Annotated in this window: 19 protein-coding genes and 1 pseudogene; 17 read left to right on the top strand and 3 right to left on the bottom strand. The window is 59.9% G+C overall.

All coding sequences use genetic code 11. The features are described 5' to 3' along the window. Nucleotides 1-47: 47 nt before the first annotated feature. A complete protein-coding gene (locus FNT36_RS24155) occupies nucleotides 48-3,479 on the bottom strand; it encodes a class I SAM-dependent DNA methyltransferase (protein ID WP_233636198.1) in 3,432 nt (1,143 codons plus the stop codon). A 151-nt stretch (nucleotides 3,480-3,630) separates the two neighbouring features. Here FNT36_RS24155 and FNT36_RS24150 point away from each other — a divergent pair, with 151 nt between their 5' ends. Both FNT36_RS24150 and FNT36_RS24145 read left to right on the top strand, forming a co-directional pair. Then, nucleotides 3,631-5,376 (top strand): coiled-coil domain-containing protein, encoded by a 1,746-nt coding sequence (locus FNT36_RS24150; protein ID WP_144853109.1) that lies wholly within the window; start codon nucleotides 3,631-3,633, stop codon nucleotides 5,374-5,376. Nucleotides 5,377-5,455: 79 nt separating this feature from the next. Further along, nucleotides 5,456-6,382 (top strand): hypothetical protein, encoded by a 927-nt coding sequence (locus FNT36_RS24145; RefSeq protein ID WP_144853107.1) that lies wholly within the window; start codon nucleotides 5,456-5,458, stop codon nucleotides 6,380-6,382. A 158-nt stretch (nucleotides 6,383-6,540) separates the two neighbouring features. Here FNT36_RS24145 and FNT36_RS24140 read toward each other — a convergent pair whose 3' ends face one another. Further along, nucleotides 6,541-7,593 (bottom strand): helix-turn-helix domain-containing protein, encoded by a 1,053-nt coding sequence (locus tag FNT36_RS24140; protein WP_144853105.1) that lies wholly within the window; start codon nucleotides 7,591-7,593, stop codon nucleotides 6,541-6,543. Nucleotides 7,594-8,021: 428 nt separating this feature from the next. Between FNT36_RS24140 and FNT36_RS24135 the strand changes: the two genes are divergently transcribed. From FNT36_RS24135 to FNT36_RS24090, 10 genes are all read left to right on the top strand, one after another. Continuing rightward, entirely contained in the window at nucleotides 8,022-8,324 is a 303-nt protein-coding gene (locus tag FNT36_RS24135) for a hypothetical protein (RefSeq protein WP_144853103.1), read from the top strand. Between the two features lie 296 nt (nucleotides 8,325-8,620). Beyond that, the gene (locus FNT36_RS24130; protein WP_144853101.1) at nucleotides 8,621-9,088 is read left to right on the top strand and encodes a Fic family protein; all 468 of its coding nucleotides are present in this window, start codon (nucleotides 8,621-8,623) and stop codon (nucleotides 9,086-9,088) included. Between the two features lie 86 nt (nucleotides 9,089-9,174). Continuing rightward, complete coding sequence (locus FNT36_RS24125) at nucleotides 9,175-9,525, top strand: DUF6660 family protein (RefSeq protein WP_144853099.1); 351 nt, start codon at nucleotides 9,175-9,177, stop codon at nucleotides 9,523-9,525. Nucleotides 9,526-9,681: 156 nt separating this feature from the next. Further along, nucleotides 9,682-14,106, top strand: a complete 4,425-nt coding sequence (locus FNT36_RS24120) for a CusA/CzcA family heavy metal efflux RND transporter (RefSeq protein WP_144853097.1) — start codon at nucleotides 9,682-9,684, stop codon at nucleotides 14,104-14,106. 38 nt (nucleotides 14,107-14,144) lie between these two features. Further along, the gene (locus FNT36_RS24115) at nucleotides 14,145-15,323 is read left to right on the top strand and encodes an efflux RND transporter periplasmic adaptor subunit (protein WP_144853095.1); all 1,179 of its coding nucleotides are present in this window, start codon (nucleotides 14,145-14,147) and stop codon (nucleotides 15,321-15,323) included. 76 nt (nucleotides 15,324-15,399) lie between these two features. After that, nucleotides 15,400-16,023: an HNH endonuclease gene (locus tag FNT36_RS24110; protein WP_144853093.1), complete on the top strand. Its 624-nt coding sequence runs from the start codon at nucleotides 15,400-15,402 to the stop codon at nucleotides 16,021-16,023. 53 nt (nucleotides 16,024-16,076) lie between these two features. After that, a complete protein-coding gene (locus FNT36_RS24105; protein WP_144853092.1) occupies nucleotides 16,077-18,179 on the top strand; it encodes a heavy metal translocating P-type ATPase in 2,103 nt (700 codons plus the stop codon). A 19-nt stretch (nucleotides 18,180-18,198) separates the two neighbouring features. Next, the gene (locus tag FNT36_RS24100; RefSeq protein WP_144853090.1) at nucleotides 18,199-19,044 is read left to right on the top strand and encodes a hypothetical protein; all 846 of its coding nucleotides are present in this window, start codon (nucleotides 18,199-18,201) and stop codon (nucleotides 19,042-19,044) included. Continuing rightward, the gene (locus FNT36_RS24095; protein ID WP_233636197.1) at nucleotides 19,041-19,829 is read left to right on the top strand and encodes a ZIP family metal transporter; all 789 of its coding nucleotides are present in this window, start codon (nucleotides 19,041-19,043) and stop codon (nucleotides 19,827-19,829) included. Before FNT36_RS24100 ends, FNT36_RS24095 begins: the two co-directional genes overlap by 4 nt. 39 nt (nucleotides 19,830-19,868) lie before the next feature. Continuing rightward, nucleotides 19,869-20,135: a hypothetical protein gene (locus tag FNT36_RS24090; protein WP_144853088.1), complete on the top strand. Its 267-nt coding sequence runs from the start codon at nucleotides 19,869-19,871 to the stop codon at nucleotides 20,133-20,135. A gap of 33 nt (nucleotides 20,136-20,168) precedes the next feature. Here the strand turns inward: FNT36_RS24090 and FNT36_RS24085 are convergent, their stop codons facing one another. After that, complete coding sequence (locus tag FNT36_RS24085) at nucleotides 20,169-20,420, bottom strand: hypothetical protein (protein WP_144853087.1); 252 nt, start codon at nucleotides 20,418-20,420, stop codon at nucleotides 20,169-20,171. A gap of 498 nt (nucleotides 20,421-20,918) precedes the next feature. Here FNT36_RS24085 and FNT36_RS24080 point away from each other — a divergent pair, with 498 nt between their 5' ends. From FNT36_RS24080 to FNT36_RS24060, 5 genes and pseudogenes are all read left to right on the top strand, one after another. Continuing rightward, complete coding sequence (locus tag FNT36_RS24080) at nucleotides 20,919-21,254, top strand: hypothetical protein (RefSeq protein WP_144853085.1); 336 nt, start codon at nucleotides 20,919-20,921, stop codon at nucleotides 21,252-21,254. 351 nt (nucleotides 21,255-21,605) lie between these two features. After that, the gene (locus FNT36_RS24075) at nucleotides 21,606-22,100 is read left to right on the top strand and encodes a hypothetical protein (protein WP_144853083.1); all 495 of its coding nucleotides are present in this window, start codon (nucleotides 21,606-21,608) and stop codon (nucleotides 22,098-22,100) included. A 685-nt stretch (nucleotides 22,101-22,785) separates the two neighbouring features. After that, nucleotides 22,786-23,160, top strand: a pseudogene (locus FNT36_RS26065) (replication initiation protein); the annotation flags it as partial. A gap of 31 nt (nucleotides 23,161-23,191) precedes the next feature. Then, a complete protein-coding gene (locus FNT36_RS24065) occupies nucleotides 23,192-23,965 on the top strand; it encodes a replication initiation protein (RefSeq protein ID WP_144853080.1) in 774 nt (257 codons plus the stop codon). A 639-nt stretch (nucleotides 23,966-24,604) separates the two neighbouring features. Then, complete coding sequence (locus FNT36_RS24060) at nucleotides 24,605-25,657, top strand: type II toxin-antitoxin system antitoxin SocA domain-containing protein (RefSeq protein WP_144853078.1); 1,053 nt, start codon at nucleotides 24,605-24,607, stop codon at nucleotides 25,655-25,657. Nucleotides 25,658-25,747: the final 90 nt, after the last annotated feature.

The raw sequence follows: 25,747 nt of genomic DNA, 5'->3' as shown, positions 1-25,747 counted from the left end.
AAGAGCTTCGAGGACATCAAATAGCTCATTAGACACGGCTAGTCAAGTTAGGCGGCATATTTATTCTCCTCTTCCACAAACCGCACCAGCGCCATCAGGGCCAACGTATCGAGCAGGGGCTGCACTTTTTTGGCGCTGCTGCCCCTAAAGCGGGCTGCCACCTGGGTACTGCTCAGCGGCTGCCCGCCCTGCTGCACGAGGCCGCGCACGGCCTGCATTTGCTGGGCTAGGCCAACGGGCCAGGGCTGAAGGTCGGCAACGGTGGCCACGGCGGGCGCGGCAGCCGCCGAAGGGAGCGTGAGGGTGGCCTGCTGCTCATCGGGGGCCTGGTAGACGGGGCGCAGGTAGCGGATAGTACCAGCGGCTTCTTCCTGCTGGCGAGTGTGGTTAAGTTGTACCAACCGGGTGAGTAGGTCAGCCTCGGGCAGGTCGGCAGGCCAGCCATAAGCTTCGGCCACGGCCGCGTCGAGCTGCTGGTGCAGGCTGAGCACCACGGCGGCCAGGCCGTGCTCGTAAGTGGTTTGCTCCTTTGCGGTGAGGGGCTGACCAGCACGCAGCTTCTCCACCACGTTGTAGAGGTCGGTAAGGGTGAGGCTGGGGTGCTGGGCCTGCTGGCGCTTGCGGTGCGCGTCGAGGGCTTCGGCCAGCTCGCGGATGCGGGCTTGCTGGGCGCCGGTGGCGACGGGGAATGGGAAGGGCTGAAAACAACGTGAACTGTTGTAGCGCGAATCATTTCCTGCTCCCATCCTACCCCCAGCCGAGAATGCCCATACAGTATGGATTCTGCTAGACAAAACGCCCAGGTGCAATGCGTCATCTAAAGCCAGTGCCACAATCATATGGTCAGCCGCAGTGGTGGCGTCTAAAAACTGGAAAATCCGGTGCTTTGCCGTTTCAGGTGTTCCGATATAGCGCGTAAGACCTACCAATGCTTTGCGCAGCTCCTGGCGGGAGCGGCCATGCAGCCACCACCTTTCCCGTAGTGCTTTATCGCGGTTGCTATCACGCTCAGGCTTTACGCGAGTAAAAACCTGCTGATAAAGTGTCGGGAATCTGGCTATTACTTCTGCCTCGCTCAGCCCAAACAAGTCAATGACCATAACCCCGCGTGGCGTGGCGGCCAGGTCTTTGCCATTCCGGTAAGGCCGGATGTGCTGTTCGATTCCTGGAATGGAGCCTAAGCCCAACGCCTCCGCTTCAGCAGGCGTTACAATAAAACCAGCACCAGCCAGCATTAAGCCAAAGCTGCTGAGGCCTTCGTTGGCTCGCAACAGTTGCACCTGCGTCACATCGGCACCGACAGTCAGGTCTGCATTGATACGCCCCCTTCGTTCGGTCATTTCAACTGAAACAACCTCCTCCTCGGTAGTATCGCGGCTTTCGCTGATGACCAACGCCAGGGTTCCCTCCTCGCCTTTCGCCTTCTCGGCGGCGGTAAAGGCCACCCGGACAGCCGCACCAGTGGAGTTATCAGTCCATGGGTGGTCAGGGATGGCAAATATGACTTCCGCTGGCGCATCCGGCGCTTCCAAATGCGCTTGAATTACTCGGCGGTTAAAGGTTTGGGTGATGGAGTTCGTCGTGATAAAGCCAAAGCGTTGCGTAGCTCCGGTTCGCACTGCTTGAGCGGCTTTATCCCACCAATACAACACAAGGTCTACACTGTCCGGAATATGCGGATGGGCTTTGCGTAGGGCAGTAACATAGGCATCGCCGAGCGCTTCGCGAATGCGGCCCTTCCCAATAAACGGCGGATTGCCCACAATGAAATCAGCTTCCGGCCACACTGCCGGGCGGGCGTTGGCAAAGGCCGGCCCGTCATAACTCAGCACGGCATCCTGCTGCTGAATATTCTGGTAGTCGTCCAGCAGCGGCTCGCGCAGCTGGGTGAGGCCGTGGGTGCGCAGGTGCCACTGCAAGTAGCCGATACGCAGCACCACGTCGGCAATGGCGGCGGCGCGCGGGTTCAGCTCCAGGCCTAGTAGCTGGCGGGGGCCGACGGTGGTACCGTCACCCAGCTCTAGGCGGCCGCTCTGCCCGAGCTGGCCCAGGGCGGTCAGCACTTCGCCTTCGAGGCGCTTGAGGTGCTCCAGCGTCACGTACAGGAAGTTACCCGAGCCGCAGGCCGGGTCCAGGATGCGCACCGACGTGAGCCGTCGCAGGAAGCGTAGCAGTTCGGCGCGGGCTTCGTCCACGGCTTTTTTGCCTTTGCCTGCATCGAGCAGCTGGGTACTGGCGGCCTGGGCAGCTGCCCACTCCTGGCGCAGCGGCTCGATGACGGTGGGCAGCACCAAGCGCTCCACGTAGCGGCGCGGGGTGTAGTGTGCGCCCAGGCTGTGGCGCTCTTTAGGGTCCAGCGCCCGTTCGAGCAGGGTGCCGAAAATGGCGGGCTCCACCAGCGTCCAGTCGGCCGCGGCGGCCTGCTGCAGCAAGGCCACCTGGTCGGCGTTCAGCGGCAAAGCAGTGGCATCGTGAAAGAGCTTGCCGTTGAAGTGGCGCACTTTGGTGCGCAGGGCCGGCGAGAAGCCCCCCTTGTCCATGGTGGCCCACAGGCTGGCCAGGGCCTCGGGCAGGTAGGCGCGAGCCTCGGCCGTGTCGGCATATTCGGCCAGCAGCTTAGAAAACGATTTTTTGGGTATCAGCTCCACGTCCTCAGCAAACATGGTGAAGAGGCAGCGCATCAGGAACTGGGCCACTACGTCGGGGGCGTGGCCCGCCTTTTCGAGCTGGCTGCTGAGGCCGGCCAGGTGCCCCGCCAGCCGGCGCGTGACCTGGGCCGCCAGTCGGGCGGGGTCCAGCTGCTGCGGGTCGGTGAAAAGCAGCCGGAGCCGCACCCGCACCTCGGGGTCGGCCAGGGCAGGCAGCAGCACCCGGAACTTGCCCGAGTCCGGGAACGGCACGTAGCTGTCGCCCACCCCGGCAAAGTTGCTGTACAGGTCAATTGAGAATCCCACATCGACCACGACTACGAACGGCGGCCGCGGCTCGCTGGCGGGTAGGGCGCGCACGTAGCGCAGCGCCTGCTCGCGGGCGGCTTCTATCATCTGGCCCCACTTGGCGGTGCCGCGCACGGCGTGGCCCTTGCGAAGCACTCGGGCTGGTAAACCTAACTCAAGCCGTCGTGCGTCGTGCGTCGTGCGTCGTGCGTCGTGCGTCGTGCGTCGTGCGTCGTGCGTCGTGCGTCGTGCGTTTTTAATATCACCAGCAACTTCCCCTAAACGGGTAACGCCCTGTTTAGTTTCGAGCACGAAGCAGCCGCGCTTGTAGAGGTCGATGCGGCCGGTGCTGCGCTTGCCGGCCCCGTCGTCGAAGCTCACGCCGCGCTCGAACACGTAGGCATCCTGGGTGGGGTCGTCGGTGGTCGGGTCGGGCCGGGGCACCGCCAGCAGGTCGCACAAGTCTTGTAGGAAAAGGCCGTAGTTAGCGTGCTCGGCCCCGCCGGAGCGCACCCAGCGGGCTTCAAAATCGGGATAAGTCACGGAAATAGCGCGGGCCGGAAAATCAGCGTGGAAATTCAGCCTCGAACTTACTGCATTCTATCTCGGAACAGCGGGAGTTTGGCCGATAAATTGCCTTTAGCATAAAGGTTCCAAAAGGAGCCTGTTTTTTTATAGCGCACTTTTCTACTCAATGGCTGCCCGTATCAAGTTCGCGTTTGCCCACGATGCTCAGGGCAAGGTAGTGCGGGCCGACGAAGCCGACAAGCTCTGCCAGGCTTACACCTGCCGGGGCTGCGACAAGCCCGTTATCCTGTGCTACGGCGACATAAACCAGACCCGGCACTTTCGCCACAAGGTGCGCACGCTGGAGGAGCATTGCCGCTACCAGGACGAAACTCATGCTCACCGCCACGCCAAAGCGGTACTCCAGCAGCGGCAGTGGGTGCGGGTACCTCCCGTGGTGGCCCGGCGAGCGGAGGGTTACTACGGACCGGTACCCATCCTGCGGGAAGCCCGCACGGTGCGGGCCGTGCACGTCTACAACGAGCGTACCGTGTATGAAAATGTCGCGTGTGGCCTGGACTTCCAGCGGGAAGCGGGCAAGTTCGAGGCCGTGCCGGGGGAGCAGCGCGCGCTATACCGGCCCGACGTCATTTTCACCGATGCGGAAGACAAGCTGCTCCTACTCATCGAAATCCATGTTACGCACGAGGTAGACTACAAAAAACTCGTGGCCCTGCGCCGGGCACAGGTGGACACGATTGAAATTACCATTCCCTATTTCCTGTCGGCCCAGGAAATTGAAGATTTACTAGCCTCTCATGCCAGCACCGCATGGCTTTACAACCATGAGCGAGAAACTACTGACCCCATTGGACGTGATGCCGCCAGCCCTCCGGCACCTGGTGGAATCTATCCTGACGAAGCACCGGCCGACGAGCCAGAGTCCCTTGAATGCCAGCTCCACGAGATTAGAGAGGCAGCTCGCAGTCTTAGAAAGTTTGTGGGCGGAGCTGCAATGGCAGCCCTTCGTGACCGCTTTGCAGGCGCGGGAGCAGACCTTACGGCAGCGGAAGGCCGAGAGGACGACGCTTTTAGAGCAGCGCTTGCCGGCGCTGAGGCAGAAATATGCGCGTCGTTTGGAGAAGCAGCGGCAGAAATTGAGCGCGAAAAAGCTGAGCTGGTCGCAGAAAAAACAGACGTGGCGCGCATCTTTGAAAGCGAGCAAGCGCGACTTAGCGGCGAAATCAGCGCAGCTGACCTGGCCCTCGACGCAGCTTATCGAGCAGCAGCTCCTGACCTACGAAAACGAGTGGAAGAGCGCCGCACAGCGAATCGACGAACAATCCAGGCTCTTACAGCAAGCCGAGAACAGTTACGACGTAAGCTTGAAGCAGAAAAAGCAAACCTTGACCAGCGCTTTCAACGCGCTGCGGCAGAGCTTGAGCGACAGGCAGCAGCAAGCTCCACAGCTATTGACGCAGCTACGGCAGCAGAACACGCAGCGCAGGCGCGAATTGCCCGGCTTAGCAGCTACCTGGAAAGACGCAGCCACCGAGCGGGAGACGCGCTTGCACGACGAATTAGAAGCCTGGAAGACGAAACACCCGATATTATCCGGCGCAGTGCCGAGCTGGGACGATTTGAACGCGAGCTTGCAACAGCTGAGCGACTACGCGCAGAGCTTGAACGACTGGAGCCAGCAGTTGCAGCAGCGGAAGAGGCACTTGGCCAGCGCCGAGCAGACCATGCAAGCCGAGTGGCAGCGCGCGAACGCGAAGCCGAGCTTGTTGGCGCTGCACTGCGCCGAGCAGAGGCAGGACTGGCTGAAGAAGTCGCTGCCGCTACGACTTGTCTGGCGCGACTTACTCCCACTTATGAAGCGCTGCGCGCTGCTAAAGGTCGAGCTATTGACCGGCGGTTTTCTAGCCGCTGAAGCGTATTCAGAAGTGAACGTGCAGTGGGCCGAGGTTGACATTTACTAAAAAGCACACGCTACCGGCCAAGATTTATTCATGACAAAGGAAACAAAAGCAAAGCTACCGAAGCCCTTAGCTAACGCACAGTTAGCGCCATTGCTGGACCAGTATGCCGCTACCAATGCCTGCTGGTATCTTTCACCACGCTCGGACATTGGTGCTTCGCCAAAGCAGCCCATTAGCGCAGAACTAGTTGTTGAGCAAAATAACCAGGAGATAGGCCGGTGGCAGTTGAACCCCAGGACTTACGGCAGTATAGTGTTGCGGCACTTGCAGGCTCAGGAAGAGCTGTATGCGATTCCCCACATGCAGGGCTACGAATACGAAAACTACGAGCAGCTCAGAGTTTTGCAGCAGCAAGCGACGAGTCTGCTTATGAATCTCAAGTTCAAGCTTAATAAGCTGCTGTGGGCCCGTTATACCCTCGACGATACCGCAGGCATTGCTGTACAAGAAGCAGTAGCCTGGTGGGAACAGGCCGAACGAGTAGAAGCGGCTATTTCGCTGGATAAACTTTGGAAAGTGCTGCCAGGCGTTGGCTCTCCGCTTTTCAAAAGCCATTCCGACTACTTAGCCGAGCTGATAGTCCCGGTGCAAGCGGGCTACGAGGGATTAGTAGCCTTCATGGTGGAGTGCCCACCACCAACCAGAACGATACCTGCGGCTACTGAAGCCCTGACGGATGGGAAGGGCCAGCGCTACCAACAGCGCCACTGGTACACGAATGGTGAGTACGGAGATGGTCCCATTCTCTATAACTACTATTGCCCCTATAATGAATTAGAGCCTATTCCCGGGACTAAGGCGGGGGTTCGCGTGAAAGAGCAGTTTTATCCAAACGCGCCGGTTGATGCTGCAGAAGATGAGTTGGTGGACTATCCGCAAACTCAGGAATCACCCATTCGGGCGGAGCTTTTACACATCCGGCAACTTATTGACAACTTGCTTGGCCAGCTCGACTAGGGTAGCAAAAAGATGGGATGCGTTTCAGCAGAGTCCCACTTTTCTACAATAGCAAAAAAGCGCATGAAGCCGCTCACCAGCAATTGGTTGCGGCTTATTCGGTCACCAAATATTTCTGCTCAATCGCTCAGCCAGCCAGATTTCCGCTAGGGGCTTATCTAGCGGTAGGCCTCTCGATACCTGCTGGCAAATACCTCACAGGCGGCCTGAAACTCACGGGAGTATGGCTCGCCGGCCAGTTGCTTAGCCTCCTCCTGCAGCATGTCGATGGAGGTTACTGTTTCACTCGTGCTTTCTACTACCCACGCTAATCCCACCAGGCGAGCCAGGGTACGGGCGTATTCGGCAGGGTTGTGGCGCAGATGAGCAAACGCGGGGTTAGGGTTATAAAAAACCAGCTCTGCCAGCTCCCATGCCAGCAGGCGGGCATCCGAATCCTGAGAAATCTCCGTCCAGTTCACCGGTGGAAGCTTGCTGACCTGTTCCTGGATTTTCTCTTCTCCTTCAGCTTCTTCGGGGCCAAACAAGAGTGGCTCCGGCCAGGAGCTAATCATCGCAGCGTCGGCACCGGGTTCTGGCTCGGCGGCGAGCAGCGGCTTGGTTACCGCGCCAAACAGCTTGTCTTCGAACTCGAAGTAGGGCGCAGCTTTGGCTTTGAACACCTGCCAAAAGTCAAGGAGAAACGCTTCTTGAATGATGCCGTGCTCAAAAAGAGCGTAAATGCCTGGGTCACGTAAAATCTGCTCAAAAGCATGCTGACTGCTGCCAGCGACCGGCCGAGTAATGAGCCCATCAGTGGCCTCGTACTCTTCGCGGGTTTTAATCCCGCACAGGTCGAGGTAAACCCAGCAGTTTTCGTCTAGCTCGTCAAAGGGAATGTTTTCCTGAAAAGCCATGCCTGCGCGGATGTAAGCATCCAGTACGCTGTGTTCGGCAGCTGCCCGCAGGTATAATAGTTCTGCTGCGGGGCCACCAACTGCCGCCGGATTGGGCGTGGGCAAGGGTAGCAGCTCACTGACTGGAATAGCAAGAAATTGGGCAATTTGGCAGGCCCTTTTTACGGATAGCTCGGTCTGGTTGCGCTCCAGCTTACTATAGGCAGACCGGGTGATGTGTAGCACAGCAGCTAGCTGTTCCTGAGACTTCTGAGCGCGCTTGCGCAGTTCGCGGAGTGAGGTAAGGGGGGTGTACATCGGGCTGGCTTGCGGCATTCGACAAAGCTATTCGGGCACTTGCAGGCTAAAAAATAATGGTCTGAAAAGTCGCAAAAATCTGCTGGGTCGGTGCTTATGGTCTTCACGAAGGAGAAGTCCACAATCGCTCTGCATTGGTATATCTCGCACTACGCATTCGCCTGACGAGTATGTTCTGGCAACCCTAGCTACCTGGCTTCGCACCTGTGTTGCCAAGGCTCAGGCCGAGTTGGTGGCCGCCAACGCGGTCCTGATGCAGGGTTATGGGCAACCATTGGCTTCACTCATTTGACTACGACGCTACCCATAGCCGCAGAAATGAGAAGCTGCGTGGCAGTGAAGGCAGAGGGTTTACCCTAATTTATAACAAACCCAAACGACGGGTATCAGGGTAGATTTGTTACTTTTGGTTACTGTTCCAAGAGCTGGCCTTTCCCATTTTGCCCATGACCTCAGCCAGCCAAGCCGCTTACCAGGCGCTGCGGGACTACCTGAACTCGCTGCTCAGCCCCACCCACCCCGACCAGGCGCTGGCCGAAGTACCGGCGGCCCTACGGCCGGACCTGGAGGCCTTCATGCGCGGCAAAACAGAATATCAGGATGAGGCCGGCCGGCGCATGATTTACGCCTACGACCTGGCGGCCTGGGCCAGTGACCTGATTCACGGCGCGGGCCTGACCGCTCCCCTGCCCCTGGCCACGCTGAACGTGGCGGAGTTGCAGGCGGCCACCCTACGGCAGGCGGTATAACTGGGCCGAGCTTGAGCGCCTAACCTAGCAGGTGCGGCAGTTGCCGCCTGCTGGTAGCAGACCAGCCAGCAGTTGAGCCAGGTAATGGTGTCGGCCCACTCCACTAGGATAGAGGGTTCCGGAGTGACGGTGCCCGAAGCGATGAACTTCCTGCTCGGCGAAGCGCCGGCCCTGGGGCCGGGCAAGCCACTTGAAGGCTACGACATGCTCGGCGACCACGCCCGCGCCCTCGACCTGGTAGTGGCGCGGGCCGCCTGCCCGGCCCGGCCTTCCTGCGGGAACTGGCGGCGGCCGTCATGCGCAGCACCGGCCGGATTACGAATACGGCTTTGGGTACCGTAGACCCCACGCAAGGCGACCTGCGCCGCACCAACGTGTTTATCGTCAGGGCCACTTCGTTTCCCAATGCGCAAAAGGTGCCGGCGCTGGTGGCCGCCCTCGTCGGGGAGCTGCGCGAGCGAATGCCAACGGCTACCACGCTGCGTGAGCAGTTGGAACTGGCCTTCGAGGCGCACCAGCGGCTGGTAAGCATCCACCCCTTTAACGATGGCAACGGCCGTACCTCCCGCCTGCTTATGAACTATGTGCAGCGCTACTACGGCCAGCCGTTGACCATCGTGTTTCGCGAAGACCGGCAGGCCTATTTTGATGCTTTGGAGCAAAGTCGGGTAGCGGAAGATTTGACGGTATTTATGGATTTTATGCGGGGCCAGCACGGCAAGTCGCTAACGTATCAGCTTGCGGCGGCCTTACCCAGTCGTTAGCATTAGCAGCGGGTGGCGCGCAGGCCGCTGGTTACCCCCGGCAGCAAACTGCGCCTCTCATCTGAAATCCCTACCTTTGCCGGCACATGCGCCTGCTTGCCCTGTTTTTTGCCTGCTACTTCGCCTTCCTCTCGTGCCTCACCTGCACGGATGAGGCCCCCGTGTGCCAAGACCAGCAGCAGACCACTATCGGAGCTTCGCACTCGGACTGCGGAACCGGCACGCTGGGCGACTGGTGCTCCCCGCTCTGCCAGTGCCACTGCTGCGGCGGGGCCATTGTGCCGGCGGCCCTGACCGCGCAGGCAGCCTACCCCCCTGCCCACCGAGTGGGCAGCCAGCCCCCGCCACGCCCGCTTGGTCGTGGCCGCCCCCACGCGGGCACTCGGGGCCGTGTGGCAGCCGCCGCAGGCCTAACTCTTCCCCCTCTTTCCTGCTGACCCCCGCCGGGTGGCCGGGCGCTGCGTGCGCCCCAGCCACCTTCTTCGTGCGTTTCGCACGGGCCGGGTCATGTCGCTGCCGCTCCCGCCCGCCGGGCCGGGGCCGCCGCGCCGCAGGGTTTCTCGGAAGCGTTAGACCTAACCCCCAACCAGCGGATGTTCGACCGGCTGATTCATTTTTCTATTCATAACAAGCTCATTATCGGGCTGCTGACCCTAGCCCTGGTGGCCTGGGGCGGCTACTCGCTCAGCCAGCTCCCCATTGACGCGCTGCCCGACATCACCAGCAACCAGGTGGTGGTGTACACCGTGGCCCCCTCGCTGGCCGCCCAGGAGATTGAGCGCCTGGTGTCTTTTCCCGTCGAGCAGGCCATGGCCACCATCCCCAGCCAGACCGAAATCCGCTCGTTTTCGCGCTTTGGCCTCTCGGTGGTCACTGTCGTTTTTGAGGACAAAACTGACATCTACTGGGCTCGCACCCAGGTTTCGGAGCGGCTGAAAGAGGCCGAAAGCCAGATTCCGGCCGGCACCGGCCGCCCCGCGCTGGCCCCGCTCAGCACCGGCCTGGGCGAAGTGTACCAGTACCTGGTGCGCGCCAAGCCGGGCTACGAGAAGCAGTACGACGCCACCGCGCTGCGCACCATTCAGGACTGGCTAGTGCGTCGCCAGCTGCTGGGTACGCCCGGCGTGGCCGATGTGAGCAGCTTCGGCGGCCTGCTTAAGCAGTACGAGGTGGCCCTCGACCCCGAGCGCCTGCGCTCGCTGGGCGTCACGGTCAACGAGGTGTACCAGGCTGTGGCCGCCAACAACCAGAATGCCGGCGGAGCCTACCTCGACCAGAACCCCACGGCCGCCTTCATCCGCACCGAAGGGCTGGCCACAAGTCCGGCCGACATTGGCAACATCGTCATTCGCAGTACCCGCGCCGGCCTGCCCGTGCTGGTACGCGACGTGGCCGAGGTGCGCTACGGCGCGGCCGTGCGCTACGGGGCCATGACGCTCAACAACCAGGGCGAAGTAACCGGCGGGCTGGTGCTCATGCTCAAAGGGGCTAATGCCGCTGAGGTCATCAAGGACGTGAACACGCGCATGGCCACCATCCGCAAGACCCTGCCCGAGGGCGTAACCGTGGAGCCGTTTCTCGACCGCTCCAACCTAGTAGACCGTGCCATTCACACCGTTACCAAGAACCTGCTGGAAGGCGCGCTCATCGTAATTTTCGTGCTGGTGCTCTTTCTCGGCAACTGGCGGGCGGGGCTGGTGGTGGCTTCGGTCATTCCGCTGGCCATGCTCTTTGCGGTGAGTCTGATGCGCCTGTTCGGCGTGTCAGGCAACCTGATGAGCCTCGGGGCTATCGACTTCGGGCTGATTGTGGACGGGGCCGTGATTATCGTCGAGGCCATCATCCACCGCCTGCACGGCGGGCAGCTGCAAGTACCCGGCAACCGGCTGAATACCGCGCAGATGAACGACGAAACCTACCAGGCGGCCAGCAAAATCCGCTCGTCGGCCGCGTTCGGGGAAATCATCATCCTCATCGTGTACCTGCCGCTGCTGGCCCTAGCCGGCATCGAGGGCAAGATGTTCCGGCCGATGGCCGAAACCGTGGCCTTCGCCATTCTCGGGGCCTTCATCCTGAGCCTGACCTACGTGCCGATGATGTCGGCGCTGGCCCTGAGCCGGTCCACGGTGAACGAAAAGACGCTGTCCGACCGGATGATGGCCTTTTTCACGCGGGTTTATCATCCCCTGCTCAAGGGCGCGCTGCGCCACCAGGCCGTGGTATTGCTCACCGCCAGCGGCCTGCTGGTGGGTGGCTTCTTACTGTTTCGCACGCTGGGCGGTGAGTTTATCCCCACGCTCAGCGAAGGCGACTTTGCGGTCGAGATGCGCGTGCTCACCGGCTCCTCGCTGAGCTACACCATCGAGCAGGCCCAGCAGGCCGGGGCCATCATCAAAAAGCAATTCCCCGAAGTCAAGGAGGTGGTAGCCAAAATTGGGTCGGGCGAGATTCCCACCGACCCCATGCCGGTAGAGGCGGCCGACCTGATGATTATCCTCAAGGACCAAAAAGACTGGACCTCGGCCCCTGACCGCGAGGCGCTGGCCGACAAGATGGCCCAGGCCCTAAGCGTGATGCCCGGCGTCACCTTCAGCTTCCAGCAGCCCATCCAAATGCGTTTCAACGAGCTGATTTCCGGGGCCAAGCAGGACGTGGTGCTCAAAATCTACGGCGAGGACTTGCAGCAGCTGGCCGACTACGCCCAGCAGGCCGGCCGCCTCGTGCGGCAGGTTAAGGGGGCCGAAGACGTGTACGTGGAGCAGGTGACCGGCCTGCCCCAAATCGTGGTGCAGCTCGACCGCAACCGCCTCGCGCAGTTCGGCCTGAACGTGGCCGACGTCAACCGCACCGTGCAAACGGCCTTCGCGGGCGAAGTGGCCGGCCAGGTCTTCGAGCAGGAACGCCGCTTTGACCTCGTGCTGCGCCTGCGCCAGGATTTGCGCAAGGATATTAACAGCGTGCGCCGCATCTTCATAGCGGGTCCTAACGGCCGGCAGGTGCCCCTGGAGCAGGTCGCTAACGTGGAATTGCGCGAAGGGCCCAACCAGATTCAGCGCGACGATGCCAAGCGCCGCATCAGCGTGGCCTTCAACGTGCGGGGCCGCGACGTGGAAACGGTGGTGAAGGAGTTGCAAGGCAAAATTGATAAGCAGGTGAAGTTCGCTCCCGGCTACTACACCACCTACGGCGGCCAGTTTGAGAACCTGCGGCTGGCCACCGAGCGCCTCAGTATTGCGGTGCCGGTGGCGCTGGTGCTCATCTTCGTGCTGCTGTTCTTCACCTTTGGCTCGCTGAAGCAGTCGGTGATGATTTTCACGGCCATTCCGCTTTCGGCTATCGGCGGCATCGCGGCGCTGTGGCTGCGCGGGATGCCGTTCAGCATCTCGGCCGGGGTGGGCTTTATTGCCCTGTTTGGGGTGGCCGTGCTCAACGGCATCGTGCTCATTGGCTACTTCAACCAACTGAAAGCCGACGGGATTACCGACCTGAGCGAGCGCATCCTACGTGGCACTGAGGTACGCCTGCGCCCCGTGCTCATGACCGCTACCGTCGCCTCGCTAGGCTTCTTGCCGATGGCGCTGGCCACCTCGGCCGGGGCCGAAGTGCAGCGCCCGCTGGCCACCGTTGTTATCGGCGGGCTGGTGTCGGCCACGCTGCTCACCCTGCTGGTGCTGCCGGTGCTGTACGCGCTTTCGGAGCGAAAAAAGGCCGTGGAGCCCGCGCCCGAACCCCATGCGGCTTCAGCCAAAGCCCTGCCCGTGGCGACGCTATTCCTGCTACTCCTGCCGCTGCTAGGGCACGCCCAAGGCCCGCTTACCGCGCCCCAAGCTGTGACGCAGGCCTTGCAAACCAACGGCACGGTGCTGGCCGGCACTCGGGCGCTGGAAGCCCAGCAGGCCGTGCGCCGTACTGCCTACGACTACGGCCGCACCACTATCACCGGCAGCTATGGTCAGTATAATTCGCAGAACCGGGATAATCAGTTCACCATCACCCAGGCCCTGGCCCTGCCCGGCGTGTACCGCAGCGCCGCCAACCTGGCCGATGCCCGCATTGCTGGCCAGCAGGCCCAGCTGGCGCAGGTGCAGGCCGAGTTGCGCCGCCAGGTGCGCTTGAGCTACGAACAGGCCGTGCACGCCCGCCACCGCCTACGGGTGCTGCGCGGGCAGGATAGCGTGTATACCGAGTTTCTGCGCTCCGCAAATCTGCGCTTCAAAACCGGGGAGGCGGCCCGCCTGGAGCCCGCCACGGCCCTGGTGCAGCAGGGCGAAATCCGCACCCAATTACTGGCCGCCCGCACCGACTTCCGGGTGGCGCAGCGCCAGCTGCAAGCCCTGCTGCAAGTGCCCACCGCCATCGTTGTGGCCGATAGCTTGTTGCACCCGCTGGCCCTGCTGGGCGCGACGGCCCTAGCCGACACTATCGCCCCCGCCTTGGCCGATACGCTGCTGAGTCGCACCAATCCCCAGGCGCGGGTGCTGGCCCAGCGGGTAGTCGAGCGCCGGGCCGAAACCCGCGTGGCCCAGGCCGCCGGGCTGCCCGAGTTCACGGTCGGCTACTTCAACCAGAGTATCATTGGCTACCAGCGCCTCGACGCGGCCGGTACCGAAAGCTATTTCGGACCCGGCTCCCGCTTCCAGGGGGTGCAGGCCGGCGTGGCCGTCCCGCTGTGGCGACGGCCCCAAAAGGCGCGGGTGCAGGCCGCCCGCCTGCAAGAGCAGGTAGCCCAGGCCGGCTTCGACCGCTACCGCGCCGAAATAGCTGGCCGGCTCGATGAGCTGCTGGCCCGCCGTCGCGAGCAGCAGCAGCGCCTGGCCTACTTCGAGGCCACGGCCCTGCCGCAGGCGGCCGTGATTACCCGCCTGTCCACCATCGGCTACAAGGCGGGCGAAACCGGCTACTCCGAATACCTGCTCAACCTGGAACGCGCCCGCCGCCTGCGCCTCGACTACCTCGACGCGCTGCTGCAACACAACCAGACCGTTATCGAGCTGGAATACCTCCTAGGCGGGCAGTAGCCGACTGGCTATCCTGCCTCTCCCTCATCTTCAGAATCATGCGAATACTAGCAACTTATCTGGTGCTACTCAGCCTGCTGGCTGGCTGCGGCGCGAAAGAAGCCGCCACCGACAAGGAATCCGCCAACGCTGCGCCCGTCGGCGAAGCGGGCGAGCAAGCCGCCCCCGACCGCGTAACCCTCACCACGGCCGAGCAGCAGGTAGGCGGCGTGCGCCTGGGCACCCTCACCCAGCGCCCCATGAGTGGCGGCCTCAAAGTGAACGGCGTGCTGGACGTGCCGCCGGAAAACCTGGTGTCCGTCAGCGCCCCGCTCGGCGGCTTCGTGGACCGCACCGACCTGCTGCAAGGCTCGCGGGTGCGCGCCGGCCAGGTACTGGCCGTCATCCGCAACCCCGATTTCGTGCAGCTGCAACAGGACTACCAGGAGGCCCGCAGCCAGCTCAAGTACGCCCGCGCCGAGTACGAGCGGCAGGGCGAGCTGTACCGGCAGGAAGTCGCCCCGCAGAAAAACTACCAGCGCGCCCAGGCCGAGTACGAGGCCCTGCAAGTGAAAACCAACGCCCAGGCCGCCCGCCTGCGCCTGGCGGGCCTGCCCATCGGCGGGACCATCGTCAGCACGGCCACCCTGCGCGCTCCGCGCAGCGGCTTCGTGAAAGCGGTGAACGTGAGCATCGGCCAGAGCGTGACTCCCACCGACGTGCTGTTTGAAATCGTGAACCCGCAGCACCTGCACGTCGAGCTAACCGTGTTTGAAAAAGACATCCCGCAGGTGAAGGAGCAGCAGCTGGTGCGCTTCTCGCTGGGCAACGACTCGGTGAGCCGCGAGCGCACGGCCCACGTCTACCTTATTAGCAAGACCATCAGCGACGAGCGCACCGTGCGCGTGCACGCCCACCTCGACCGCGAGGACGAGCAGCTGCTGCCGGGCACCTTCGTGCGGGCCGTCATCGAAACCAACCGCGTAACCGTGCCCACCCTACCCGAAAAGGCGGTGGTGCAGTACGGGGCGCAGGCCTTCGTATTCGTGACAGCCGATTCGGCCGCCAAAGCCGGCACGGCCGCCTACCGAATGGTGCCCGTGACGCGGGGCGTGAGCGAGGACGGGTATACCGAAATCCACCTGCCCGCCGCCGAGCAAGGCAAGCCCCTGCGCTTCGTCACCGAAGGCGCGTATGCGCTGCTGGGCAAACTCAAAAATGCTGAGGAAGAAGAGTAAGAAGCAGCACACTATGGCTAAGCAACTGAAACACGCTACCGTTCGCAAACCCGCAGGCATTGGGTTTCCGGCCCGTATGAAAATAAACCGCCTGAAGCTCTCCCTGAATCGGTCGTTTATCAATACCATCGTCCCGGAAATTCGACCCACGGCGGCGCAAGAAGCCACCTGGCGGACCCATTTGGGTATTGCTTCGCCCGCGGTCGACTACGTCGCGTGTGTTTACTGCGGGCAACAACGCGCCACGCAGCTCGACCACTTTCGCAGCCTCGTCGGGAAAAGCAACCCGGCGGAAAGAGGCCGCCCCACCGGGTGGGTTACCGATATTTTCAATCTGGTGCCCTGCTGCGGCACCTGCAACTCCTCGAAAGCCGGCCAAAACTGGCGCGTGTGGATGAACGGTAATGCCAAAAACTCTCCCAGGCAACTGCTCAGTGCGGACAAGCTGGCGAAAAGAATGGCCGCGCTAGCCCGATTCGAGGAATGGTCGACACCGCTAGCCACCCGCCTCGATGTGCTGGCCATCGTCGGGCCGGACGAATGGGCAGCCTATGAGGCGGAGATGGCCGCCGTGGACGTGCTGCTGCAAACGGCCCGGCTGCGCAGCGACAGGTTTCACCGCCACTTGCAACAGGCTTATAAGGAAGCTCAAGCCTCTACAGCCATAGCAGCCCCAACCCCAGGCGAGCCTGCTCTTTAATAACATAACCTGTAGCTATTCAACTTACCCGGCTCTTACTTGCGCTTCCCTTTATGCCTGCCCCCTCATCCGATAACCTTGACGAGGAACTGCACACCGCCAAGCAGGTGCAGTCCGAAAACGTAGGCGCGCTCACCCGCGCCCAGCTCACGCCCGCTGCCGCCATCGCGCCCCAGGGCCACGACGTGCCCGGCCACGACCACAGCGACGCGGAACACGACCACGCTGGCGACAGCAGCGAATCCGATGAGCACGCGGGCCACGACCATGACCACGGCGACCACGACCACGGCCCGGCCAGCGACAACCCCTACCTGGCTCCGACCATTAGCCTGGGACTGATGCTGGCTGGCATTGCGCTGGACTACTACAAAGTCGGCTTTTTTACCGGCTACGTCCGCTTCGGCTGGTACTCGGTGGCCTACCTGCTGGTTGGCTGGAAGGTGCTGCGCTCGGCCGTGCAGAGTATCCCCAGCGGCAACATTTTCAACGAATTTCTGCTCATGGGCATCGCCACCATCGGCGCGTTCGCGCTCGGCGAGTACGCCGAAGGGGTGGCCGTGATGCTGTTCTACACCGTAGGCGAACTGTTTCAGGACGCGGCCGTGAACCGGGCCAAGCGCAGCATCAAAGCCCTGCTCGAAATTCAGGCCACTGAAGTGGGCGTGCTGCGCGGTGGCCAGCGCTTGGTGCTCGACCCCAAGGCCGTAGCGGTGGGCGACGTAATTGAGGTGAAACCCGGTGAAAAGGTGGCGCTCGACGGCACGTTGCTATCTGAGCGCGGCACTTTCAACACGGCTGCCCTCACCGGCGAGTCGGTGCCGCAAACTATGCATCGGGACGAAACCGTGCTGGCAGGCATGATAAATCAGGACACGCTGAGTCAAATCACCGTTACGGCTGCCTTCCAGGACACCAAGCTGAGCAAGATTTTGGCCATGGTGCAGGATGCCGTGGGCCGCAAGGCCAAAGCGCAGCAGTTCATCACCAAGTTTGCGAAAGTCTACACGCCCATTGTAGTGGGGCTGGCCGTGCTGCTCACGCTGCTGCCTTACTTCTTCGTGCATGACTACGTGTTTCGCGACTGGCTTTACCGGGCGCTAGTATTCCTGGTCATTTCCTGCCCCTGCGCGCTGGTTATCAGCATTCCGCTGGGCTACTTCGGCGGCATCGGCGCGGCCTCCAAGGTCGGGGTGCTTTTCAAGGGCTCCAACTTTCTCGACGTCATGCGCGAGATTGACACCGTGGTGATGGACAAGACTGGTACGCTCACCAAGGGCGTGTTTGCCGTGCAGCAGGTAGTGGCTGCCCCTGGCCAGGACCCAGCCCGGTTCACGGCCCTGGCTGCCGCGCTCGAAGCCAAGTCCACGCACCCCATCGCGCAGGCCCTGGTGCAATACGTCAAGCCCACTGGCCCGGCCCTGGCCGTGGAAAACGTAGAGGAAATAGCTGGCCACGGCCTGCGCGGCCGGGTCGATGGCCAGAACGTACTGGCTGGCAACACTAAGCTGCTCAGCAAATTCAGCGTCGCCTACCCCACCGAAATCGACCAGTTGATTGATAGCATCGTGGTAGTGGCCGTGGGGGGCCAGCACGCCGGCTACCTCACCGTGGCCGACGAAATCAAGGAAGATGCGGCCCAGGCCGTGCGGGAGCTGAAAGCGCAGGGCATCACATCCATCGTCATGCTATCGGGCGACAAGGATGCCATTGTGCAGCGCGTGGCCAAAGAGCTGGGCATCACTGAAGCGCACGGCGGGCTGCTGCCCGAAGACAAAGCCGCCCACGTCGAGCGCCTGAAAGCCGCCGGCCACCGCCTGGCCTTCGTGGGCGACGGCGTGAATGATGCCCCCGTCGTGGCCCTGGCCGACGTGGGCATTGCCATGGGCGGCCTCGGCTCGGATGCCACCATCGAAACGGCCGACGTGGTGATTCAAACCGACCACCCCAGCAAAATTGCCACCGCCCGCCGCATCGCCGTGGCCACGCACGCCGTGGTGTGGCAGAACATCTGGCTGGCCTTCGCCGTGAAAGCGGTGGTGCTGGCCCTCGGGGCCGGCGGCCTAGCCACCATGTGGGAGGCCGTTTTTGCCGACGTGGGGGTAGCTCTGCTGGCTATCCTCAACGCCGTGCGGATTCAGCGCATGAAATTTTAAGCTTAACTCAACCTAAACCATGATTCACGGCGATAAGAAAGACAGTGACGTTCTGCGACATTACTGCCAAGTTCTAACCGAAAGTATTCAGAGCGCTGGCCAGCCCTTCACCGAAGCAAACCAGATTCAGCACACCTACCTGGACCTGCTCCGGCGGATGCGTTGCAGCTTACTTGGGGTTGTTGTCCACCTGGAGCGCTGGCCGGAAATAATCGAGCTGAAGCTGCCCATCTCCCTGGCATTTCGCACGGCGTTGACGGATGCCCTGACGGGGCTCTACCTGGCAACATTCAACGACGATGCGCAGGCATTTCAGCATGAGCTGATGGTACTTGATATCGAGTACTTCAAGTACGTCAAAACCATTTTTGAAAATACAGCGCTGGAAATGCCCACTGCCAGTGCCGCGGAGATAGCCCAGGAAGAGCAGACCCGGTGGACCACTCTGTACCAGAAAGCGGAACACCTGCTGCGTGTTCCTGGCGAACCTCAGTTGAAAAGCCCGGAAATGCTGCGCGAGCCCCGGCATCATCACCTGTTTCAGGTGCCCAACGGCCACACGCGCCCGCTATCTGAGAAGGATATGTTTAATCAAATCAAGGCGCACCCAGCTACGCAGCATCTGGCCCGGCTCTACATCGTGCAGCGCCACTTATCCCAGCAGCACCACTACGCCCCGGCTAACCGTGACTTTATTCAACTGCCACCGGCAATTGACTGCCGCTATTGGTTTGAGGCGTTGGTGTATGTCATTGAAATAAGCGGAATGCTCATGGCCCTGCTAGGTGTCCACCAGCCAGTACGCCAGGAATTAGCGGAGCACCAAGCTGCGCTACTGGATTGGCTAGCCGACCGTGCCGAATGATACCTGCCGCTTCTCCCGCCTGGCCAACCCTGCTTGGCTTTTCGCTCCTACCGGCCGTAGTTATGATTGCCGGCGCGGCGCTGGCCGTGTGGTGCGCCCCTGGCCCCAAGCTACGCAGCGCCATCCTGCACTTTGCGGCGGGCGTTATCTTCTCCGTGGTTGCCGTGGAGCTGCTGCCCGACATCGTGCAGCACCATGCGCCCTACGAGGTCGTCTTAGGCTTTGGCCTCGGTGTAGCCACCATGCTCGGGCTGCGCTACTTCACCCAGCGCCTGGAAAAGCAGTCGGAAACCGACCCGGAGCTGCCGGCCGGGCCGGACGCGGCCCCGATAAATTCCGCCGGCACCTCGCCGCTGCCGTGGGGCCTGCTGGTGGCTATCGGCATCGACATTCTCATTGACGGGCTGCTGCTGGGCATCGGCTTCGCGGCGGGCGCGAAGGAGGGCACCCTCTTGGCCATCGCGCTCACCATTGAGCTACTGTCGCTAGGTCTAGCCACGGCTGTGGAGCTGCGCGATGGCGGGCACGGCAAGGGCCGGGCCGTGGCCATCGTGGCGGGTACCTCTCTGATGCTACTCGTTGGGGCGGGCATCGGCACCACCGTGCTGCGCGGGGCCACCGGTAACCTGATCGAAATAGTGCTTTTCTTTGGCCTGGCCGCCCTGCTGTTCCTGGTCACCGAAGAACTGTTGACCGAAGCCCATGAGGAAGCGGAAACGCCACTGCTCACGCTAGCTTTCTTTGTGGGCTTTCTCCTGTTTCTGCTATTGGGCATGGTTGCCTGACCCATATAGTAGCACGTCCACACAGCTTATACATGTTTTATGCACCCCGTCAAAATTGACCTCACCCTGACGCCGGAAGGCCGCCACCTAGCCTTCTCCAAAGAACTGCTGGAAGTGGCCCACGTTTTCCGCCGGGTGGGCGGTGCGGCCGGCCCTTGGCAGCAGGTGGCCGTGAACACCCGCTCGCCTTACCTGGATACCGATGTCTTCGCACCGGGAACGCAGCTGGAATATTACGTGCAGCACGAAACGCAGCAGGGCGCCGCAGAAGCTCGTAGTCATCTGGTCAGCACCACGCTTCCCTGAGTGTCCACCCCGGCCTATATGCTGCGCGCTCACCTACTTGTGGCGGCGGGGAGCGCGCCGAGGTACTGCAACCGGCGCAGACGGCACCACCACCTCCCGAACGACCGAAAAGGTGTAGGTCGTAACCTGCTTTCCCGGTTGCACGGCGGGGGCCGCTGCATTTGCAACCAGCACCGGAGGCCGGGCAACTTCGTGGTAGAGCTGCACTCCTCGGTAGCAGGTGAATAGCATACCGGCCGCCAGGGCAAACAGCGCCGTGTAAAGGGCAATTTTCTTCGTGCTCATTGGGTTGCGTTTGTATAAAGCCGGGCACCAGCCCGGTGGTAGGAGGTGGAAAATCAGTTTATGCGAAGGGGCGTTAATCCGCCCCGACACGGGTAAGTAGTCTCTAGGCAGCCTCGCCGGCAGGGTTCGAGGGAATAAAAGGCAAACTTTTTTTTGGATAGCAGAAAAATGGCCGGGCCAGCCAGCAGGGCGCTTACAAAGGTGAGCCAGCAGCAACGGCGATTTGTTAGATACCCACAACTACGTAACTATCCTTACAGCAATTACTTACTGATAAATAACGCCTATTACCCACCTTATTAAGGGGGCTGCAAGCGCGGTTTAGCAGGGGGAGCAGGCGCAACTCTATCAGGAGCTTGTCGGAAGGCAGCTCGCCAGCGGGGCGGGGCAGAAACTCTGTGTAGATTCATCGCCACAAACCTGCGATGGCCGCGCAATGAATCATAGGACACCATTTGCGTTTTCGTTACTTGCAATTGGTATTAACGCTAAACACCTTTGTCACTCCTCGACAACTCCCAAATTGCCTGTGAATACTGCCGGCGAAAGTTTGTTCCCAAGAAGCGGTGGGTGCAGAAATACTGCGGCAGCCCCTGCCGGGTAGCGGCCTGCAACCAACGGGCGGGGCGGGCCCATCCGCTCGAAAGCCAGTCGGCCACCAAAGCCCGCCGGCGCAAAGAGCGCGGGCGCACGCCCACCGCCGTAGCTGTCAATCAGCCGGTTCCAACGAATGAGGAAGTACTCGCTGCTATCGGGCAGCTAGCCGAGCGCCTGACGGCGATGGAACAGCTGCAGCAGCAGTTGCTGGCCTTGCTTCGGCCACCGCCCGTGTAGGCGGTGGCCTTACCTGATGGGCACAGAAAAAGACCTTGCCGAAGCGACAAGGTCTTTTTGCATGTTGCTAGTGCTTCACTACTAGGATGAGGCGCACTGGTTCAAATTTAATCCTCGAAGCCGTCCCCAATCGAGCTACTCAACTCATTGCATAAGGCTGAAGAGCCCGCCGCTCTCGCGATGATAGTGCTCGGTGGCTCGGGCATTGTTTGCTTTCAGTTGCTGGGCTATTAATTAAACATCCGCCAAGTTGCCCTTGACGTAGCCCAGCAACCAAGCTTCTAGGAGCCGAGGTTGCAAACCCGCCTGCCTATGCCTTCTTTTACTACGCCTACTCAAATTTCCTTTTCTATGGAGTTATCCTTACTCGACGGTGAGCGCCTGTTGCACCAGTCACCCAACCAAGTTGTCAGTCTTACTACGCACCGGGTGCGGCTGCACCGGGCCAGTGGCTCGGCCGCACATATTGTGTCTATGATGCTGGAAAAAGTCAGCTCCTGTGAAATTCGCTACCTCAGTCACCCGTGGCTAGTGCTGGTTGGGGCACTGCTAGCGGTGAGCGGCGTACTCGCGTTGTTTCAGCGGGTCGAGCCGGGCATCGTAGCCTTGCTGCTACTACTTGGTGGCGTGTTGCTTATCGCCTATTTCGCCTCGCGATATCATGTGGTCAGCATTGCCTCCGACGGGGGAACCCGCCTAAGCTTCGAAACCAAGGGCATGCAGCGCGAGGTAGTGATTGGCTTCATCGACAATCTGGAACAGGCCAAAAACCAGCGAATGCTTCAGCTAAGTCAGGGTGGGCATTCTCAAGCTGGCCAACCGAATGTGCTGTACGCTGCCCGCTAACGAACCGTGTGTGGTGAGGAACTACTATCAATCGTTCCGGTACTTGAAGCGGCCATCGTTTCTGATTTACCGACCTCGTTACGGGAATGCAAACGCACTTTGCGGCTGAGTGATGATGCTTTCAGAAAATAGCGAATAGCTTTTGCGCCTTGCGAAAAGAATCTGCGGACAGGTACCCCTTCAATTTAGAAGTCCAAGCGGACGGGCAGAATGAGGTGATTATGAGGAGAAAAAGAATTGGATACCAACAAAATTCTTATTGAAAAATCGCAAATAATGTACATACATCAATCCGCCACCTTACGAAGCTCTCGCCTGCACTATCATTCTGCTTCGCAACACAACTTGTCTGAAAGTCCTTGATTATCACCTTAAAAAAAATCGACTCGCCCTGTTTTGGGTTTTTATAAATTCTTTACTTGTTTAAGGGTATCATAACTTACTTATCTTCAGATAATTGCCGGCATTGAAAGAGGAATGAATGCCGCGCTACTAAGGAAGGAATGCCGTGAGCTAAGGAAAAGATGCCGTTGAAGTAAGGAAGAAATGCCGTGAACTGAGGAAGAAATGCCGTTGAGTAGGGAAAGATGTTAATTTTTTCCTTAGTCTGCGGCATTCCTTCCCTAGTTTGACTCATTCACCCATGAAAGGGTTCTAGACCACCAAGCTCCACGAAGTCGCATTTCTGAGCAATACTATCATTCGCTTTCCGCTATACCTCAGCAACATCGAGGCCCGGTTGTTTGCGCTGGCACTGGGGTGCCTGCACCAGAAGGAGGATTCGCTGGAGTTTTCCGTGCATTTTAATGATGTGACGACCAGCTCACGCAACGGGGGTAGCCAATACACGGTGCTGCACGAAGCTCGCGCCCGGCTTACCCAGCCGCTCATCACGCACGATAAGAGCAAGGGGAAGCGACGTAGTGATGCCATTCCACTCTTCACCATCATCACCCTGGATGAGGGCACGAGCCTGGTCACTGGCCAGTTCAACCCTATTCTGAAGGAGTATTTGCTCGGCCTCGCCGGCAAGTTCACCACCGTAGAGCTGGAATCACTACTAACACTTACAAAGTGCCCACAGTCAGCGCCTGTTCTGGATTCTGCGCAGCTACCACAACCAGACCTGGCAGGAGCCTATTTCGTTCGAGCAGCTGCGCGAGTGGTTGTTTGGGGAAAATTCCGATATCTATCCCCTTTGGAACGACTTCAACCGCTACGTGCTGAAACCCGCCCTCCTGGAGTTTCAGACCATTGGCTGGGCAGTGGATGTGACCGTTGAGAAGCGGGGCCGCCGGACGGACACGCTTTTGTTCAAAATGACGAACACCCAGGGCAGTGCCGAGACGCCAGAACTGAGCAAGTCCAAAAAAGCGCTCACCCTAGGCGAAATTACCGAGTTTCGCGAGCTTCTGGCGGCTAAATACAAGGAGCTGCCCGCGCTTTACGACCGGCTGCGACTGGACTTTGAGCTCAAGGAATACCAGGCCCGCGAAGTAGTCAACACTATCTCGGACCTGACGGCCTATCAACTGGTCACCAAGGTGCTCTACGAAGTGCGCCTCGCCCTCTCCGACCGTAAGCCCCTTAAATCGCTGGCGGCCTACACGCTCAGCCAATTAAAAGCCGTATTGCCCGTGTATCAGTCACTGGGTGAGGTAGTAGGGAATCCGGCTGAGCCAGCCTCGCAGGGCAAGGCTACCAAGAGTCCGCAGCAACAGCAACTCGAAGAGGCCCGGCTGCGGCTGCAATTCGTGCAGCAAGAGGCCCCGGCGACCCTTTTTTCCGAGCAGGATAAAGCAGCGCGAACAGTGGAGCTGGAAGCGGAAATTGCCGCCCTGACGAAACAGTTGGAACAGAGGTAGCCTCAGAAATTCAGAATGAAAATAACGAGCGCTCTAGAACCGCGTAGCACTCAGATGACCCAGCAGTGCTTTTCAATCAGGTACTGACAATACTCTGCGCCGCAGTGGTAAGCAGGATGGCGGTGTAAGGTCGTCGGATTTGCCACTGGTCACAGCGAACAGCGTTTGGTGAGCAAATAGATACAACTGCTAGTCCCCAAAATGTGCCACTTGCAATTGCGGGTCGTCAACTATGACCTGCGTGCGGGCAATATCCTCCGAGTGGGTCCAGAATTGACAACGCTTCTGGTGAGCCGTATTTTTAGTATTATCTGAGCAGGCTAGCGGCAAGTAGTTTCAGGAAACATCTTATTTGTTAAATTATATCATGGCAATGTGCAATATGAAGACATAATACTGACACGGTAACGTCATAGATAACATGTGCGCAATATGCTTTTTCTCATGATATATGATGTACAATTAAAGCGTTTTAAAAAATATTTGACTGATAATCAGTAATTAACAAGGCATAATCACATAACATCCACTTTTTAGTGGATGTTTATCGGTAGCAGTTACATATCTTTGTTAAGTACAGAATAAAGGCAACACGTAGCAACCAACAACTGGTTAGCTGTTTCCCAATGTAGCCACCATATGCTTGCTTCTCAGATTCCTGCTCCTGCCCCAGATAATGTGGCAATGCTCCGTCAGGAAGCTGATAGGCAGACTTTTCGCAAGGAGCAGTTTTCGCTCACCCGCTACTATTATGAAGGCCGGGTAACGCGACAACGCTTTACTACCCCGGCGCTGGATGAATTGCACGCCACGCAGGTCTACAACCAGTATCGAGAAAAATACCAATTCATGTTTCCCGAGCAGCTTGTTCGGATGCGTGAGCGCTACGGATTGACGGCTGCTCGCATGGCGCTACTGCTTGATATTGGCCCCAATCAGTACGGCAATTACGAAGCTGGCGAGGTGCCTAGCGCCTCAAACGCTAAAATTTTGCGTCTTGCCAGTGACCCAGTTACTTTTCTAGGCATTGTGCGCGATAAGCGCGAGGAGTTGCGGCTGACTGAGTATGAGAAGCTGCGTCGCCACATTGACGCGCTACTCGACGCACAGACGCCGCGCCGGGTTGCTGGCTTGACTGTAGCGCCCACGTTCTCTGTGGCCGAGACTGACCCGGACCAGTATACTGGCTACGTGGTGCCGAGCCCGGAAAAGTTTGCCGAACTGGTGCTTTACTTTTTTGGGCACTTAGATAATTTATTCAAAGTAAAGCTACTCAAGCTGCTGTTTTACTGCGACTTTCAGCATTACCGCCTGTTCGGCCGGGCTATTACCGGCCAGCGTTACCGCGCTATTCAACATGGCCCCGTGCCGCAGGAATACGGACAGCGTCTGCAGGAAATGGTGCAACAAGACCTATTGCAAGCCAGCTTTCACAGCAGCCTGGTACAAAGTTCAGACGGCAGCCCGGTACTCGTACACAAAGCCACGCGGGCCGCTAGGCTTGAGGTGTTCACCGACACCGAGCGGCAGATTATTCAACAGGTGTTTCATCGCCTGGGCCGCAAGACCCGGGTTGAACTGGAAAACCTAAGCCATACCGAGCGCGCCTGGCAGGAAAACAATGCGCAGCACGGACGAATCAGCTACCAAACCTACGCTTTCGATTTACAATCGCTGCCGCTGGGCCAGTGATTCTCACGCTAAAAAAACCTGATTAGCACTATAAAAAACCAAAAACCAGTCATCGCAGGCCGCGACGACTGGCAAAGAGAAAAGTAATCA

This window comes from Hymenobacter setariae, assembly GCF_007713685.1.
Lineage (GTDB): Bacteria > Bacteroidota > Bacteroidia > Cytophagales > Hymenobacteraceae > Hymenobacter > Hymenobacter setariae.
The sequence above is the reverse complement of the archived record's forward strand: the minus strand, read 5'-3'. Positions and strand labels throughout refer to the sequence as shown.

Coding starts and splice junctions, on each gene's coding strand:
- FNT36_RS24085 (WP_144853087.1), bottom strand. CDS start 20,420: ATGAGCACGAAGAAAATTGCCCTTTACACGGCGCTGTTTGCCCTGGCG.
- FNT36_RS24110 (WP_144853093.1), top strand. CDS start 15,400: ATGAAAATAAACCGCCTGAAGCTCTCCCTGAATCGGTCGTTTATCAAT.
- FNT36_RS24060 (WP_144853078.1), top strand. CDS start 24,605: ATGCTTGCTTCTCAGATTCCTGCTCCTGCCCCAGATAATGTGGCAATG.
- FNT36_RS24105 (WP_144853092.1), top strand. CDS start 16,077: ATGCCTGCCCCCTCATCCGATAACCTTGACGAGGAACTGCACACCGCC.
- FNT36_RS24095 (WP_233636197.1), top strand. CDS start 19,041: ATGATACCTGCCGCTTCTCCCGCCTGGCCAACCCTGCTTGGCTTTTCG.
- FNT36_RS24130 (WP_144853101.1), top strand. CDS start 8,621: ATGCGCAGCACCGGCCGGATTACGAATACGGCTTTGGGTACCGTAGAC.
- FNT36_RS24090 (WP_144853088.1), top strand. CDS start 19,869: ATGCACCCCGTCAAAATTGACCTCACCCTGACGCCGGAAGGCCGCCAC.
- FNT36_RS24150 (WP_144853109.1), top strand. CDS start 3,631: ATGGCTGCCCGTATCAAGTTCGCGTTTGCCCACGATGCTCAGGGCAAG.
- FNT36_RS24125 (WP_144853099.1), top strand. CDS start 9,175: ATGCGCCTGCTTGCCCTGTTTTTTGCCTGCTACTTCGCCTTCCTCTCG.
- FNT36_RS24120 (WP_144853097.1), top strand. CDS start 9,682: ATGTTCGACCGGCTGATTCATTTTTCTATTCATAACAAGCTCATTATC.
- FNT36_RS24135 (WP_144853103.1), top strand. CDS start 8,022: ATGACCTCAGCCAGCCAAGCCGCTTACCAGGCGCTGCGGGACTACCTG.
- FNT36_RS24140 (WP_144853105.1), bottom strand. CDS start 7,593: ATGCCGCAAGCCAGCCCGATGTACACCCCCCTTACCTCACTCCGCGAA.
- FNT36_RS24145 (WP_144853107.1), top strand. CDS start 5,456: ATGACAAAGGAAACAAAAGCAAAGCTACCGAAGCCCTTAGCTAACGCA.
- FNT36_RS24075 (WP_144853083.1), top strand. CDS start 21,606: ATGGAGTTATCCTTACTCGACGGTGAGCGCCTGTTGCACCAGTCACCC.
- FNT36_RS24115 (WP_144853095.1), top strand. CDS start 14,145: ATGCGAATACTAGCAACTTATCTGGTGCTACTCAGCCTGCTGGCTGGC.
- FNT36_RS24100 (WP_144853090.1), top strand. CDS start 18,199: ATGATTCACGGCGATAAGAAAGACAGTGACGTTCTGCGACATTACTGC.